The organism is Amycolatopsis sp. CA-126428, assembly GCF_002904335.1.
GTDB lineage: Bacteria > Actinomycetota > Actinomycetes > Mycobacteriales > Pseudonocardiaceae > Amycolatopsis.
In genome coordinates this window covers 17,570-30,804 of the sequence record NZ_PPHF01000123.1, presented here as the reverse complement: position 1 = coordinate 30,804, position 13,235 = coordinate 17,570, and the positions used below count along the sequence as shown (strand labels likewise).

At 71.7% G+C, this 13,235-nt stretch carries 12 protein-coding genes; 6 read left to right on the top strand and 6 right to left on the bottom strand.

Annotated features, from left to right (window positions below; genetic code table 11):
• The first annotated feature begins 104 nt into the window (after window positions 1-104).
• Both C2L58_RS29380 and C2L58_RS29375 read left to right on the top strand, forming a co-directional pair.
• Window positions 105-428, top strand: coding sequence for an ArsR/SmtB family transcription factor (locus C2L58_RS29380; protein ID WP_103340919.1), 324 nt, complete (start codon window positions 105-107; stop codon window positions 426-428).
• Window positions 429-612: 184 nt separating this feature from the next.
• Entirely contained in the window at window positions 613-1,797 is a 1,185-nt protein-coding gene (locus tag C2L58_RS29375; RefSeq protein WP_103340918.1) for an MFS transporter, read from the top strand.
• 54 nt (window positions 1,798-1,851) lie between these two features.
• Here the strand turns inward: C2L58_RS29375 and C2L58_RS29370 are convergent, their stop codons facing one another.
• Together C2L58_RS29370 and C2L58_RS29365 are read right to left on the bottom strand one after the other, a co-directional pair.
• Window positions 1,852-2,172 (bottom strand): DUF3017 domain-containing protein, encoded by a 321-nt coding sequence (locus C2L58_RS29370; protein ID WP_103340917.1) that lies wholly within the window; start codon window positions 2,170-2,172, stop codon window positions 1,852-1,854.
• The gene (locus C2L58_RS29365) at window positions 2,172-3,026 is read right to left on the bottom strand and encodes a bifunctional methylenetetrahydrofolate dehydrogenase/methenyltetrahydrofolate cyclohydrolase (RefSeq protein WP_103341087.1); all 855 of its coding nucleotides are present in this window, start codon (window positions 3,024-3,026) and stop codon (window positions 2,172-2,174) included. Before C2L58_RS29365 ends, C2L58_RS29370 begins: the two co-directional genes overlap by 1 nt.
• A 223-nt stretch (window positions 3,027-3,249) precedes the next feature.
• On the opposite strand from C2L58_RS29365, the gene C2L58_RS29360 reads away from it, so the two are divergent.
• The gene (locus C2L58_RS29360; protein WP_103340916.1) at window positions 3,250-6,243 is read left to right on the top strand and encodes a glycohydrolase toxin TNT-related protein; all 2,994 of its coding nucleotides are present in this window, start codon (window positions 3,250-3,252) and stop codon (window positions 6,241-6,243) included.
• A gap of 46 nt (window positions 6,244-6,289) precedes the next feature.
• Here the strand turns inward: C2L58_RS29360 and C2L58_RS29355 are convergent, their stop codons facing one another.
• Window positions 6,290-6,877, bottom strand: coding sequence for a pentapeptide repeat-containing protein (locus C2L58_RS29355; protein WP_013222730.1), 588 nt, complete (start codon window positions 6,875-6,877; stop codon window positions 6,290-6,292).
• A 24-nt stretch (window positions 6,878-6,901) separates the two neighbouring features.
• Window positions 6,902-7,369 (bottom strand): VOC family protein, encoded by a 468-nt coding sequence (locus C2L58_RS29350; RefSeq protein WP_103340915.1) that lies wholly within the window; start codon window positions 7,367-7,369, stop codon window positions 6,902-6,904.
• A gap of 73 nt (window positions 7,370-7,442) precedes the next feature.
• On the opposite strand from C2L58_RS29350, the gene C2L58_RS29345 reads away from it, so the two are divergent.
• From C2L58_RS29345 to C2L58_RS29335, 3 genes are read left to right on the top strand one after another with little or no spacing between them, the layout of a single operon-like run.
• Window positions 7,443-8,267, top strand: coding sequence for a helix-turn-helix domain-containing protein (locus tag C2L58_RS29345; protein WP_103340914.1), 825 nt, complete (start codon window positions 7,443-7,445; stop codon window positions 8,265-8,267).
• Window positions 8,233-8,664, top strand: coding sequence for an acyl-CoA thioesterase (locus C2L58_RS29340; RefSeq protein WP_103340913.1), 432 nt, complete (start codon window positions 8,233-8,235; stop codon window positions 8,662-8,664). The genes C2L58_RS29345 and C2L58_RS29340 overlap by 35 nt, the downstream gene beginning before the upstream one ends.
• Before the next feature lie 31 nt (window positions 8,665-8,695).
• Window positions 8,696-9,424: a class I SAM-dependent methyltransferase gene (locus C2L58_RS29335; protein WP_103340912.1), complete on the top strand. Its 729-nt coding sequence runs from the start codon at window positions 8,696-8,698 to the stop codon at window positions 9,422-9,424.
• On the opposite strand, the gene C2L58_RS29330 is transcribed toward C2L58_RS29335, so the two are convergent.
• Window positions 9,417-12,728: an error-prone DNA polymerase gene (locus tag C2L58_RS29330; protein WP_103340911.1), complete on the bottom strand. Its 3,312-nt coding sequence runs from the start codon at window positions 12,726-12,728 to the stop codon at window positions 9,417-9,419. The two genes, C2L58_RS29335 and C2L58_RS29330, sit on opposite strands and share 8 nt — an antisense overlap.
• Complete coding sequence (locus C2L58_RS29325) at window positions 12,729-13,235, bottom strand: hypothetical protein (RefSeq protein ID WP_103340910.1); 507 nt, start codon at window positions 13,233-13,235, stop codon at window positions 12,729-12,731. It abuts the gene before it with no gap.

Here is a 13,235-nt window from a genome sequence, read left to right as displayed (position 1 = left end):
GGAGCCCCCAAGCGAAGCAGAGATTGGTTCGACGAACGTCGTAGTTCGACAGTGACCGTACTACTTCGCTGCCACAATTTCGACCGGCGTCGTACGATGGACGCATGGCCAAGCACGCGACCCTGCCGCCGCTCCACTACCCGGCGCGGGAAGAGATCACCGTCGAAGGCGTGCTCCGCGCCCTCGCCGACCCGGTGCGGCTGGCCATCGTCCGCCAGCTGGCGGCGACCGAGCGGGAGATTTCGTGCAGCGGCCTCACCGTGCCGGTGACGAAGTCCACACTCACCCACCACCTGAGCATCCTGCGCCAGGCGGGGGTCGTGGTCGGCCGCCAGGAAGGCACCACCCGGTTCAACTCGTTGCGCCGCAACGATCTCGACGCCCTGTTCCCGGGCCTGCTGAACGGCGTTCTCGCCGCTCAGCGCTGATCATCGCGCCTGTGGTGTGGATCGTCACCCGATATCGGGATGACAACCGCCCCCCTCGCTTGTTGGACTGGGGCGTAGGCAGCTCACGGCGCTGGGGCCGAATGGCTGCCTCTCTTTATGCCCCCTTACTGAACCGATCCAGAGATCGGCTCGGTAATCGTTTACCCACCCTGGAAGGAGTGCCGTGCCCGTCGCGCTGCTCGCGCTCGCCATCGGAGCTTTCGGCATCGGGACCACCGAGTTCGTCATGATGGGCGTGCTGCCCCAGGCGGCCGCCGACTTCGGCGTCGACATCCCGACCGCCGGCCACCTCATCTCCGCTTACGCACTCGGCGTCGTCGTCGGCGCCCCCCTGCTCACCGCGGTCGCCGTCCGGCTGCCGCGCAAGACCATGCTGCTGGCCATGATGGGCCTGTTCACGGTGGGCAATGCCCTCTTCGCGCTGTCGCCGAGCCAGGAGTTCGGCATCGCGTTCCGGTTCCTCGCCGGCCTGCCCCACGGTGCGTTCTTCGGCGCCGGGGCCGTGGTCGCCTCCAGCCTCGTCGGCCAGGGCGAGCGCGCCAAGGCCGTGTCGCTGATGTTCCTCGGCCTGACCCTGGCGAACGTCATCGGCGTGCCGCTGGGCACGCTGCTCGGCCAGCAGGTCGGCTGGCGAGCCACCTTCGGCGTCGTCGCCGTGATCGGGCTGGTCGCCATCGCGGCCATCGCGAAGCTCGTCCCCCACCAGGGCAAGCCCACCGCCGATGCGTCGCTCAAGAACGAAATCGGCGCCTTCAAGCGCCCTCAGGTGCACCTGGCGCTGGCGATCGTCACGTTCGGGCTGGGCGGCGTGTTCGCCTGCCTGTCGTACATCACGCCGATGCTGACCGACGTCGCCGGCTACTCGCCGTCGAACGTCACCCTGCTGCTGTCGCTGGCCGGGGTCGGCATGACGATCGGCAACCTGCTCGGCGGCCGGCTGGCCGACCGCGCGCTGATGCCGAGCCTGTACATCGCGCTGCTGGCGCTGGCGTCGGTGCTGGGCATCTTCACCATCACCGCGCAGGGCAAGGTCGGCGCGGCGATCACGATCTTCTTCGTCGGCGTCGCCGGGTTCATGATCGGCCCGATGATGCAGGCGCGGATCATGGAAAAGGCGGGCGGCACTCCGTCCCTGGTGTCGGCCGCCGTCCAGTCCGCGTTCAACATCGCCAACTCGATCGGGGCTTACCTCGGCGGGCTGGTGATCGCGGGTGGGCTCGGCCTGGTCGCCCCCAACTGGGTCGGCGCACTGCTCGCCGTCTTCGGGCTCACGCTGGCGATCGTTTCGGGCACTTTGGACCGTCGCGAAGCCCGCGCCGAACAGCGGGAACTCGCCCTCGCGTCCTGAACCCTGCCGCCGCTGGTCGTGAGTGGTAAGGCGGGTTCTAACCCGCCTTACCACTCACGACCCGAGCGGGCCGCCGATGATCGTCAGGGCGACGTACAGCACCGCCGCCGCCAGGCACGTGAACGTCACGACGTCGACGAGCTTGCCCCGGATCGCCAGGAGGCCCGCCCTGGGCGTCGGCAGCGCCAGCCGCAACACCGCGGCGAGGAGGAGCGCGGCGCCGATCAGCGCCGCGCCCTCCCGCCAGTGGTACTGGAAGATCCGCAGCGCCGCGACGGCCACCACCAGCAGCACCGCCGCGAACGGCAGCTGGCTGAACCGGCTCTGCCTGCTCCGGCGGTCGCCGATGTCCCGCCGGTCCTCGGTCACGGTCATCAGCCTTGGACCGAGCGTTCCGCCGCCTCGACGACGTTGCTGACGAGCATCGCCCGCGTCATCGGGCCGACCCCGCCCGGGTTCGGCGAAATCCAGCCGGCGACCTCGGCGACTCCCGGGTGGACGTCGCCGGTGAGCTTGCCGTCCACGTGGGACACGCCCACGTCGAGGACCGCGGCGCCCGGCGCCACCATGTCCGGCGTGATGATCCCCGGCACCCCGGCCGCGGCGACCACGACGTCGGCGCGGCGGACCTCGGCGGCCAGGTCGCGGGTGCCGGTGTGGCACAGGGTCACGGTGGCGTTCTCGCTGCGGCGGGTCAGCAGCAGGCCCAGCGTGCGGCCGACGGTGATACCGCGGCCGACCACGGTGACGCGCGCGCCGTTCAGCTCGACGCCGTGGCGCTTGAGCAGCTCGATGATCCCGTACGGCGTGCACGGCAGCGCGCCCCGCTGGCCCAGCACGAGCCGGCCGAGGCTGACCGGGGCGAGGCCGTCGGCGTCCTTCTCCGGGTCGATCCGCTCGAGCACCCGGTTCGCGTCGAGGTGCTTCGGCAGCGGCAGCTGCACGATGTAGCCGTGGCAGGCCGGGTCGGCGTTCAGCTCGTCGATGACGGCTTCGAGCTTCTCCTGGGTGATGTCGGCCGGCAGGTCGCGGCGGATCGAGTTGATCCCGATCTTGCCGCTGTCGGCGTGCTTCATCCGGACGTACGAGTGCGACCCCGGGTCGTCGCCGACCAGGACGGTGCCGAGACCGGGCGTCACCCCCTTCGCGGCGAGGGCCGCGACGCGGGGTTCGAGCTCCGCGAAAATGGCGTTCTTGGTGGCCTTGCCGTCGAGAATCTTCGCCGTCACGGGCCCCATTCTGGCAAAGCGGCGTCCGCGCGTCGCTTCCAGGCGCGGGTGGTCGCAGCCCGTAGAGTGATCGCTACCCCACACGGTCCATTCGCGACGATGCCCGCGATCAAGCTGTGATCTACCGCACGTCGCATCACCCGAGGTCAGAGCCTGTGCCATCGGGTGACCGGGCGGCAAAACCCACATGCGGGGTGCACTCACGCGCGCGAACAGTCAAAATGTGCGGGTGGCACAACCGACGACGCAGCTGAACGCGACCGAGCAGGACACCCTGGTCAAGCAGATCGGACTTGCCCTGCTGCGTGCCGCCCCGCGCGACTGGCGCAAAGTCACCGCGGAGTACCGGGCGCTCGGCAGGTACCACGAGCTGACCGGCGAGATCGTCACCGAGGACGGAACGGTGCACGAGTGGCTCGCCACCCATGACATCGCGACCCTGTTCGGCAGGCTCCGCGGTGGCATGTACCGCGACGGCCGCGGAACGTGGTTCAACGCGCGCTACCAGCTCGACCACCCGTCCAGCTACAACCTCGAGTACAACCGTGACGAACCGGTGTGGAACCTCGCGCCGCCGCCGCAGGCCTACTCCGACGAGCTGCGGATGTTCCCGCGCACCGAGGAGAACGTCCCCGAATGGCTGATCCGGCGGATGTCGGGGCTCGGCCCGGAGCAGCCGGGGCCGCACTTCCGGATCGCCCGGATCTTCGACACCGTCGGCCCGGCCGGCCGGCCGGTCATCAACCGCCCCGACCTCGAGGTCGAGGAGCAGGACAGGCTGCTGGAGTACCTCGAGCACGCCCCGCTGGTGGTGCCCGAGCGCGGCTACGACATCGACCGGCTGGCCGCGACACCGGAAGCGACCGTCCCGGTCGCCTTCCACAGCGACGGCCAGTGGATCTGGCCCGCCGCCGTCAACTTCTACCTGCACAAGTACGGCGTTTCGCCCGAACCGGACCTGGTCGAGCACGTCCGGGCGACCGGCTTCGCGCTGCCGCCGGTGGACGAGCCGACGCTGCAGGCCGCCGCCGCGTACCTCACCCGGGGCAACCAGCCGCCGCCGCAGCAGCAGCGCCCGGCCGGACCGCCGCCCCAGGGGCCGCCCCCGCAGGGCATGCCGCCCCAGGGCCCGCCGCAGCAGCAGGCGCCCGTGGGCCCGCCGCCCGTCGCGCCCCCGCCCGTCGCGCCGCCGCAGCAGCACCAGGAACCGCCCGCGCCGGTGGAGGCGCCGCTCTCGGTGCACGCGCCGGCCGAACCCGAGGCTCCGGCCGAAGAGCACGAATACGCCGAAGCGGGCTTCGACGAGCAGGAGTTCGAAGACCGCTTCGCCGAAGAGGACCACCAGTACGGCGACGAGGAGTACGCGCAGCAGCCCGAGCACGCGGGCGTCGCGAACGGTTCGGCGCCGGAGGCGGGCCGGGTGCCCGACCTGGAAGAGACCGCGGAGTACGTCCCCGACCAGCCGATCGGGCAGGAGCAGCAGCCGCACGACGGCGAGCCCTTCCCGCGTCGCGACGAGGAGCACGCCGCCTTCCAGCCGCCGCGGGAAGACGAGCACGCCTTCCCGGCCGAGCAGGCGTTCGAGCCGGGTCCGGCCCGGCACGACGAGGAACCGGCGGACGCGGCGTTCGAGTCCGGTCCGCCAGCGCCGGACGACGAGGCTGGGCACGCGTTCGACACCGGCCAGGCGGACGAACCGGCGCACGCTTTCCAGTCCGGCCTGCCGCCCCGCCAGGAGGACGAGCCGTCGCACGCCGGCTTCCAGCCGCCGGGCCACGAGGACGAAGGCGCCTTCCAGCCGCCGCACCAGGACGACGAGCACGCCTTCCAGCCCGGTCAGCCGCCGCGCCACGACGACGAGCACGCGCACGCCTTCCAGGCCGGCCAGCCGCACCACGACGACGAGCCGTCGCACGCCGGCTTCCAGCCGCCGCGACACGAGGACGAGCACGCCTTCCAGCCCGCGGGCCAGCCGGCCCGGCCGGACGGCGAGCCCCCGTTCCAGCCGCCCCGGCGTGAGCAGGCCGCGTTCGACCCCGGGCCGCCGACCATGATCACCCAGCCCGAGGTGCCCGGCGTGCTGCCGGTGCCGGAGCCGGCACCTCAGCCCGCGGCCCAGGCCGAGCCGCCCGCTCCTCCGCGTCCGGGCCGCCGGGCGCTGCGCCGCGAAACCCCGGACCACCCGGTGCTCGCCGGCCTGCAGGCCAAGCTCGACGAGCTCGACGTCCCCGAAAGCGGCTACAAGCTGGGCGAACCCGCCGAGCACGGCTGGAGCGTCGAAGAGGTCGACGACGGCTGGCGCGTCGGCTGGTACGACGGCAAGCTCAGCAACCCCGCGGTGTTCGGCGACGCCGAGGACGCGGCCGCGTTCATGCTCGGCAAGCTGCTGCTCAACCCGGAGGGCCACGTGCCCCCCGAGGAGCCGCCCGCGCCGGAGCCGGAACCCGAGCCGGAACCGCCGGCCCCGCCGCAGCGGGTCGTCGCGACGGTGTCGCCCGAGGTCGCGACCGGCTCGTACCAGGTCCGCAAGCCCGAGCCGGTGCCGCCGCAGGAGCAGACGGCGTTCACCAGCGCCGAAGAGCTCTTCGGCGACCTCGGGGACGACGAGCCGCCGGCCCCGCCGCGCCAGCCCGCGCCGGTCCCGGCCGGGCCGCCGCCGATGGCCCAGCAGCAGGCCGGCCCGCCGCCCGCGGCGCCCGCACCGCCCCGGCGCGAACCGCCGTCGGCGCCGACGGTCCTGGCCCCGATGCCGCAGGGTGTCCTGCCGGTGCCACCGCCCCCTCCGGCGGGTGCGCCCGCGCCGCCGCGCCGGGACGAACCGGCCCGCCCGGCCGTCAACGGTGGTGGCGGCGGTGGCCAGCAGCAGTGGCCGATCGGCCCGATGGCCGGTGAGCCGCCGCTGACGCTGTTCCGCGGCAAGGAGCTGCGCGAACTGCCCGCGGGCAGTGAGCTGGACCGCTTCGGCGGCCCGAACGGCAACCTGACGTACGCGGCGGGCACGCCGTTCGCCGAGCGGTCGCTGGTGCCGGAGTGGGTCAACCGCCCGTACCACGTCTACCGGGTGCAACGGCCGCTGGAGGCGCTGGCCGGCGTCGCGATCCCGTGGTTCAACCAGCCGGGCGGCGGGTCGGCGTACCTGCTGCCGGCGTCGATCGAAGAACTCGTGGCCGAGGGCGACCTCATCGAGCTCGACCCGGGCGAACCCCCGATCGATTGAGTGCTCGCGAAGGCCCCGGCAGCGCGCTGCCGGGGCCTTCGTGGTTTCAGCGGATGACGAGCCCGTGCGCGGCGGCGAAGGCGATCGCCGTTTCGACGTCGACCTCCGCACCCCGCAGATCGGCCTGGACCAGGGCGTTCGCGTCGAGCCGCGCCCCGCGCAGGTCGGCGCCCTCGAGCTTCGCGCCCTGCAGGCGGGCGCCGGTCAGATCGCTGCCGCGCAGGTCGGCGCCGGTGAGATCGGCTTCCATGAGGTTGGCCTCCCGCAGCCGCAGGCCCGACAGCCCGAGCTTGCGCAGCCGCGCCTTCGCCAGCGACGCGAGGGAGAGGTCGCATTCGGTGAGCGCGATCCCGCCGAACCCGCTGTCGGTGAACGACGTGCCGAGCAGCGAGCACGCCGTCCAGCGGCTTTCGGCGAGCACCGTCCGGTCGAAGGTGCACGAGCGGAACGCCGACGCGTCGTGCCGGGAGCGCGACAGGTCGGCCCGGCTGAACACGCAGTCGTCGAACGTGCAGCCGCGCGTCCGCAGCCCGCTCAGGTCCGCGCCGGTGAAGTCGCACCCGGTGAACCGCCGCTTTTCCCACCACTGCCCGGACAACACCGCTTCGCGGTAGTCCTCCCCCGTCTCCAGCACGGGCCCAGGGTGCCACACCCGCGATCAGCCGACCGCACCCTGCACGTAGTTCATCGCCGCGACGTACTCGGGCAGCTGCGCGCGGCGCGCCAGCTCGGCTTCGTCCAGGTTCTCCAAGCGCGTCTGGATCCACCAGAGGTTGCCGAAGGGATCACGCACCCGGCCGACGCGGTCGCCGAAGAACAGGACCGTCTGGCGGGTCACCTCGGTCGCGCCCGCTTCGATCGCGCGCCGCTGGGTTTCTTCGCTGTCCGGCACGTAAAGCCGCAGGAATGCGGGAGTGGCGCCCCAGCCGTCCGGCGAGTCGAACGCCATCACCACGGCGTCGCCGATGCGCACCTCGGCGTGCCCGATCTTCCCGTCCTCGCCGACGACCCGCCCGAGTTCTTCGGCGTCGAAGGCGGCCTTCAGGAAGCCGAGCAGACCGGCGGTGTCGCGGCCGATGATCCACGGGGTGACCGTCGTGTAGCCGTCGGGAACGGGGTTGACCATGTTTCCTCCTCGATTCGTCGCTTCGAACCTAGAACCGAAATAGGACAGTTGCCGGCCGCTGCATACTGGCTTCATGGGAACTCCGCTGCGGCCGGTGGCGGCGCGGTCGGTGTACCGCGCAGTGGCGCCGCCACCCGCGCTCGCGGACGTCCTCGCCTGCGGCTGGGACGGGCAGACCGGCTGGGCGCGCCCCTTGCGCGTGCTGCCCGACGGCTGCGCGGACCTGGTCTGGGACGACACGGCGCTCACGCTGGTGGTCACCGTCAGCGCTCCTCTGCGGCTGTGGATCCCGGCGTCCTCGTCCCGGGTCGGCGTGCGGCTGCGGTGCGGCGCCGCGGCTGCCGTGCTCGGCACGCCGATGCCGGAGCTGCCCGCGGGCGCGACCCGCTTGAGCGATCTCTGGGGTGCGGACGCCCGGCGAACCGAGGAAATCCTTGCTGCGTCAGAGAATCCCCGGGTTCAGCGTGGAGTTCTCGAAGAGCTCGTCGGCCGGCGAAGTGCGGCGCCGGACCGGCGGGTGCTCGCCGCGGTCCGCGCACTCGGCGTGGCATCTCGCGCCGCGGACGTCGCTGACGCCGTCGGTGTCAGCGAACGCGCGTTGCGGCGACACCTGGTGGACGCGGTCGGCGCCGGGCCGAAGCAGCTGCACCGCGTCCGGCGGTTCCAGCGGTTCCTCGGCCGGCTCGACGCACTGGCCACGCGGCGGACGTCGCTGGCCGGCGTTGCCGCCGACCTCGGGTACGCCGACCAGTCCCACCTCGGCCGCGAGTGCCGCCGCCTGTCCGGCTCATCCCCCGCGGCGCTGGTGCGGGTGGCCGAAAAGTTCCAGACGGCGTCCGCGCACCGGGGCCACGATCGCGGGCATGACCTTCCACGTCACGATCCAGGTGCGCTGTGACGACATCGACGTCAACGGGCACGTCCGCGGTCCGGCGTACCTCGCCTACGCCGACCACGCACGCTGGGCCTGCACACAGGCCGCGGGCGTCGACCCGGCAGCGCTGACCGCGCGCCGGCTCGGCCCGGTGAACCTGGAGACGACCGTGCGGTTCCACCGCGAACTGCTTCCCCACGGCGAAGTCGACGTCAGCTGCGTGTTCCACTGGGGTACCGGCAAGACTTCGCGCGTCACGCAGGAGTTCCGCACGCCGGACAGCACGCTGGTCGCCGAAGTGGCGAGCTTGTCCGGCCTGCTGGACCTCGACCGGCGGCGGCTGCTGCCCGATCCCGGCGCGTACTGGCGGGAGCTGGCCGCGCGCCCCGGACTGCTCGGCCTGGCCCCGAAAACCGCGTGATCTTTCCCTGCCCGCTCACTACCGTGACGCCATGCCCGACGAGCACTACGCCGACGCCGGCCTCGCCTCGCTGTACGACGCCCTCAACCCACGGGAAAGCGGCGGCGACTACCGGTTCTACCTGCCGATGATCTTGGCCGCGGAGTCGGTGCTGGACGTCGGCTGCGGCACCGGTTCCCTGCTGCACTGGGCGCGGGAGTCGGGCCACGAAGGACGGCTCGTCGGGCTCGATCCCGCCGAGGGCATGCTCGTCCAAGCCCGCCGCCGCACCGACATCGAGTGGGTGCACGGCGATTTGTCGACCGCGTCCTGGGACGCGGAGTTCGACTTCGCGGTGATGACCGGGCACGCGTTCCAGGTGCTGTTGACCGACGATGAGGTCCGCACGGCGTTCTCCGCGGTCCGCCGGGCCTTGAAGCCCGGCGGCCGGTTCGGCTTCGAGACGCGCAACCCGGCCGTCCGCGCCTGGGAACGCTGGACACCTTCGAACGTCTGGGAAGCCGGGGATGTCCGCTCGTGGAACGACGCCGAGCCGTTCGAAAACGGCTTGGTCAGCTTCAGGACGACGTACGAAAGCCCGAGCTGGGAGGAGCCGCAATACAGCGAGAGCACGTTGCGCTTCCTCGATGTCCCCACGCTGAACGGGTTCGTCGAGGAAGCCGGGCTGGTCGTCGACGAGCAGTACGGCTACTGGGACCGCTCGCCGGTGACGGACAGCAGCCCGGAAATCGTCACGATCGTCCGGCGCCCCCTTACCTGAAGTCCCGCGACTTCGCCTTGATGCGCATCGGCAGCGGCTCGACGCGGTGGGCGAGGACGCTCACCACGCCGTCGGCCTTCTCCACCACCCCGCGGATCAGCAGCGCCGGGCTGCTGCGCGCGACGCGGTGGTAGCGCTGCCAGAGCCCGAGTGTGCAGATCACGTTGACCATCCCCGTTTCGTCTTCGATGTTGAGGAAGGTGACGCCGCCCGCGGTCGCGGGGCGCTGCCGATGCGTGACCGCGCCGCCGATCAGCACGCGCGCGCCGTCGTCGAGGTCCGCCAGGCCGCTCGCCGGGACGACCCCGAGCTCGTCGAGGCGGTCGCGGATGAACTCGGTCGGGTAGCTGCCCGGCGACACCCCGGTGGCCCAGACGTCCGCCGCCGCGACGTCGAGCCCGTCCATCCCCGGCAGCACCGGCGCCTGCGCGCCGACCAGGCCGGGCAGCCGCTCCGGGCGTTCGCCGGCGACGGCGCCCGCGGTCCACAGCGCCTGACGTCGATCGCCGCCGAAACCGGCGAACGCACCGGCCGTGGCCAGCGCCTCGATCTGGGGCGTGGTCAGCCGCACGCGGCGGGCGACGTCGGCCATGTCGCGGTATTCGCCGTTCTCCGCCCGCTCGGCCACGATCCGCTTCGCGAGGTCTTCCCCGATCTTGCGCACGGTGCTCAGCCCGGTCCGCACGGCGTGCAGCTTTCCCTTGTCCGGCAACGCTTCCAGCGTCGCGTGCGGCAGGCTTCGGTTGATGTCCGGGCCGTGCACGGTGACGCCGTGGCGCCGCGCGTCGGCGACCAGCGACTGCGGTGAGTAGAACCCCATCGGCTGCGCGCGCAGCAGGCCGGCCAGGAACGCGTCCGGGTGGTAGAACTTGAAGTGAGCACTGGAAAAGACCAGGTGCGCGAAGCTCAGCGCGTGACTCTCCGGGAAGCCGAAGTTGGCGAACGCCTTGAGCTTCAGGAAGATCTTCCGCGCCAGCTCGTCATCGACCCCGTTCACGGCGGCGCCTTCGAGGAACCGCTGCCGCAGCAGGTCCATCTTCCGGTCCGACCGCTTCGACCCCATCGCGTGCCGCAGCTGGTCGGCCTCCGCCGCGGTGAAGTTCGCGACGTCCAGCGCGATCTGCATCATCTGCTCCTGGAACAGCGGCACGCCCTTGGTCTTGTGCAGCGCCTTCTCCAGCAGCGGGTGGTCGTAGGTCCACTCCTCGCGGCCCTGCTTGCGGCGGATGTACGGGTGCACCGAGCCACCCTGGATCGGGCCCGGCCGGATCAGGGCGACTTCGACGGCGAGGTCGTAGAACTCGCGTGGCTGCAGCCGCGGCAGGGTCGCCAGCTGGGCGCGGCTTTCCACCTGGAAGACGCCGATCGCGTCGGCGCGGCACAGCATCTCGTAGATCTTCTCGTCGGCGAGGTCGAGCTCGGCGAGGTCGACCTTTTCGCCCTTGTACTCCTCGACGAGGTCGATCATGTAGTGCAGCGCGGACAGCATGCCGAGGCCGAGCAGGTCGAACTTGACCAGCCCGGCGGCGGCGCAGTCCTCCTTTTCCCACTGGATCACGCTGCGGTCGGCCATCCGCGCCCACTCGACCGGGACGACCTGGCTCACCGGCTCGGCGCACATGACCATGCCGCCGGAGTGGATGCCCAGGTGCCGCGGGAAGTCCTCGAGCGCGAAGGCGAGCTGCAGGACCTCGTCCGGGATGTCGTGGTCGTGGTCCTTTTCGGTGTTCTGCAGTGAACCCCAGCGGTCGATCTGCTTGCTCCAGGCGTCCTGCTGGCCGGGTGAGTAGCCGAGCGCGCGGGCGGCGTCGCGGACGGCGGACCGGGCGCGGTAGGTGATCACGTTCGCGACCTGGGCGGTCCGCAGGCGGCCGTGTTTCCGGAAGACGTACTGGATGGCCTCCTCGCGGCGGTCGGACTCGATGTCGAGGTCGATGTCGGGGTAGCCGTCCCGGTCCGGGGCGAGGAAGCGCTCGAAGAGGAGTTCGTAGGCGACGGAGTCGACCTTGGTGATGCCGAGGGCGTAGCAGACGGCCGAGTTCGCGGCCGAGCCGCGGCCCTGGCACAGGATGTCGTGCTCGCGGCAGAACCGCACGATGTCCCAGACGATGAGGAAGTAGCCGGGGAAGCCGAGCTCTTCGATGATGGCGAGCTCGTGCTTGATCTGTGCCTTCGCCTTTTCTTCGTGCGGCTTGCCTTTGAAGCGCTCCTTCGCGCCTTCGTCGGTCAGTTTTCGGAGGTACGTCGTTTCGGTGTGGCCCTCGGGGACGTCGAAGGGTGGCAGCTCGGGGGCGATCAGCTTCAGCGGGAACGCGCATTCCATGCCGAGCAGCGCGCTGCGCCGGACGGCGCCGGGGTACCGCCGGAACAGGACGTCCATTTCGGCGCCGCTGCGGAGGAAGGCCGTCCCGGCGGCGGGCAGCCAGCCCTCGAGTTCGTCGATCCCCCGCCGGGCCCGGATCGCGGCGAGGGCATCGGCCAGCGGAGCCCGTTCGGGCCGCGCGTAGTGGGCGGCGGTGGTGGCCACGGTCGGCAGGCCCAGGTCGCCGGCGAGCTGCGTCAGGAGGTCGTTGTGGGTGCTGTCCAGGGGCTGGCGGTGGTCGGTGAGTTCGACGTAGACGTTGTCTTGGCCGAAGCGGGCTATCAGTTCTTTCAGCTTCTCCGCGGCGGCCGCCGGGCCGTGCGTGACGAGGGCCGAGCGCACCGCGCCTTTGCGGCAGCCCGTCAGCACCACGCACTGCCCGGCGACCTCCTCGGCGACCGCGCCGAGGTCGTAGCTGGGCCGGCCCTTCTGGGCCTGGTGGTGGATCTGCCCGGCGGTGATGGCGCGGCAGAGGGCCCGGTAGCCCTGGTCGCCGCGGGCGAGCAGGAGGAGGTGCTCGCCTTCCGGATCGGGAACGCCGTTCTGCGGGCTGCGCAGGCCGAAGCTGAGCTCGGTGCCGAAGACGGTGTCGACGCCGAGTTCCCGCGCGGCCTCGGCAAAGCGCACGACGCCGTACATGCCGTCGTGGTCGGTGAGGGCGATGGCGTCGAGTTCCAGGCGCGCGGCCTCTTCGACGAGTTCTTCGGGGTGGCTGGCGCCGTCGAGGAAACTGAAGTTGGAGTGGCAGTGCAGTTCGGCGTAGGGAACGCGGACGGTTTCGGCGCCATCGTCGTTGCGCCGGGCGGGGAGGTCGCCGGGTCTTTGGTACCCCTCGCGGCGACGGCCCCAGGCGGGACTGTCACCGTGATCGCCCGGTGGCACCCCGCCGGCGAGGGTGCGAGCGAGGTCCTTCCAGCGGACGGGCGGGTTGTTCCAGCCCATTCAGTGACTCCCGGGCTCGTCGTGCCACTGGTCGTGTCGCTGGTCGTCGGCAGCGCGGCGGCGGCGGTGCCAGTTGGTGGGGTGGTTCCAGCGGGAACGGGCCTCGGCTTCGGTCGTGGGGCTCGGGTCTGGGGCTTGGGCGCGGCGGTCTGCGTTGGTGGGGTGGTTGAAGCGGCTGCGCGCCTCGGCGTCGGTCATCGAGCTCGGGTCCGCGTTCGCCGGGCGGTCCCACCGCACGCGAACCTCGACCCCGCTCATGCGGCAGCCGTTTTCCCGTGACGAGCGCGGGACCGGGAGCACGATCACCGGGCAGACCCAGTCGTCGTCGGCGGGGGTCTGCGGGAGCTGTCCGCGGACTGTCCACCTGTCCGGTGTGTCCGCCTGCTCCTCGGTGGCGGGCTCGGGAATCTCGCGCAGCCACTCGCGCTCCTCCGATGTCCCGCTGGGCATGGCCCCGGGTTCGGCTCGCAGCCAGTTGCGCAGCTTTCGTGCGTAGTCCTCGTCCAT

Excerpts from the sequence above, each read along its gene's own strand:
- C2L58_RS29380 (WP_103340919.1), top strand. The coding sequence starts at position 105 with ATGGCCAAGCACGCGACCCTGCCGCCGCTCCACTACCCGGCGCGGGAA.
- C2L58_RS29370 (WP_103340917.1), bottom strand. The coding sequence starts at position 2,172 with ATGACCGTGACCGAGGACCGGCGGGACATCGGCGACCGCCGGAGCAGG.
- C2L58_RS29350 (WP_103340915.1), bottom strand. The coding sequence starts at position 7,369 with ATGGTCAACCCCGTTCCCGACGGCTACACGACGGTCACCCCGTGGATC.
- C2L58_RS29345 (WP_103340914.1), top strand. The coding sequence starts at position 7,443 with ATGGGAACTCCGCTGCGGCCGGTGGCGGCGCGGTCGGTGTACCGCGCA.
- C2L58_RS29340 (WP_103340913.1), top strand. The coding sequence starts at position 8,233 with ATGACCTTCCACGTCACGATCCAGGTGCGCTGTGACGACATCGACGTC.
- C2L58_RS29335 (WP_103340912.1), top strand. The coding sequence starts at position 8,696 with ATGCCCGACGAGCACTACGCCGACGCCGGCCTCGCCTCGCTGTACGAC.
- C2L58_RS29330 (WP_103340911.1), bottom strand. The coding sequence starts at position 12,728 with ATGGGCTGGAACAACCCGCCCGTCCGCTGGAAGGACCTCGCTCGCACC.
- C2L58_RS29325 (WP_103340910.1), bottom strand. The coding sequence starts at position 13,235 with ATGGACGAGGACTACGCACGAAAGCTGCGCAACTGGCTGCGAGCCGAA.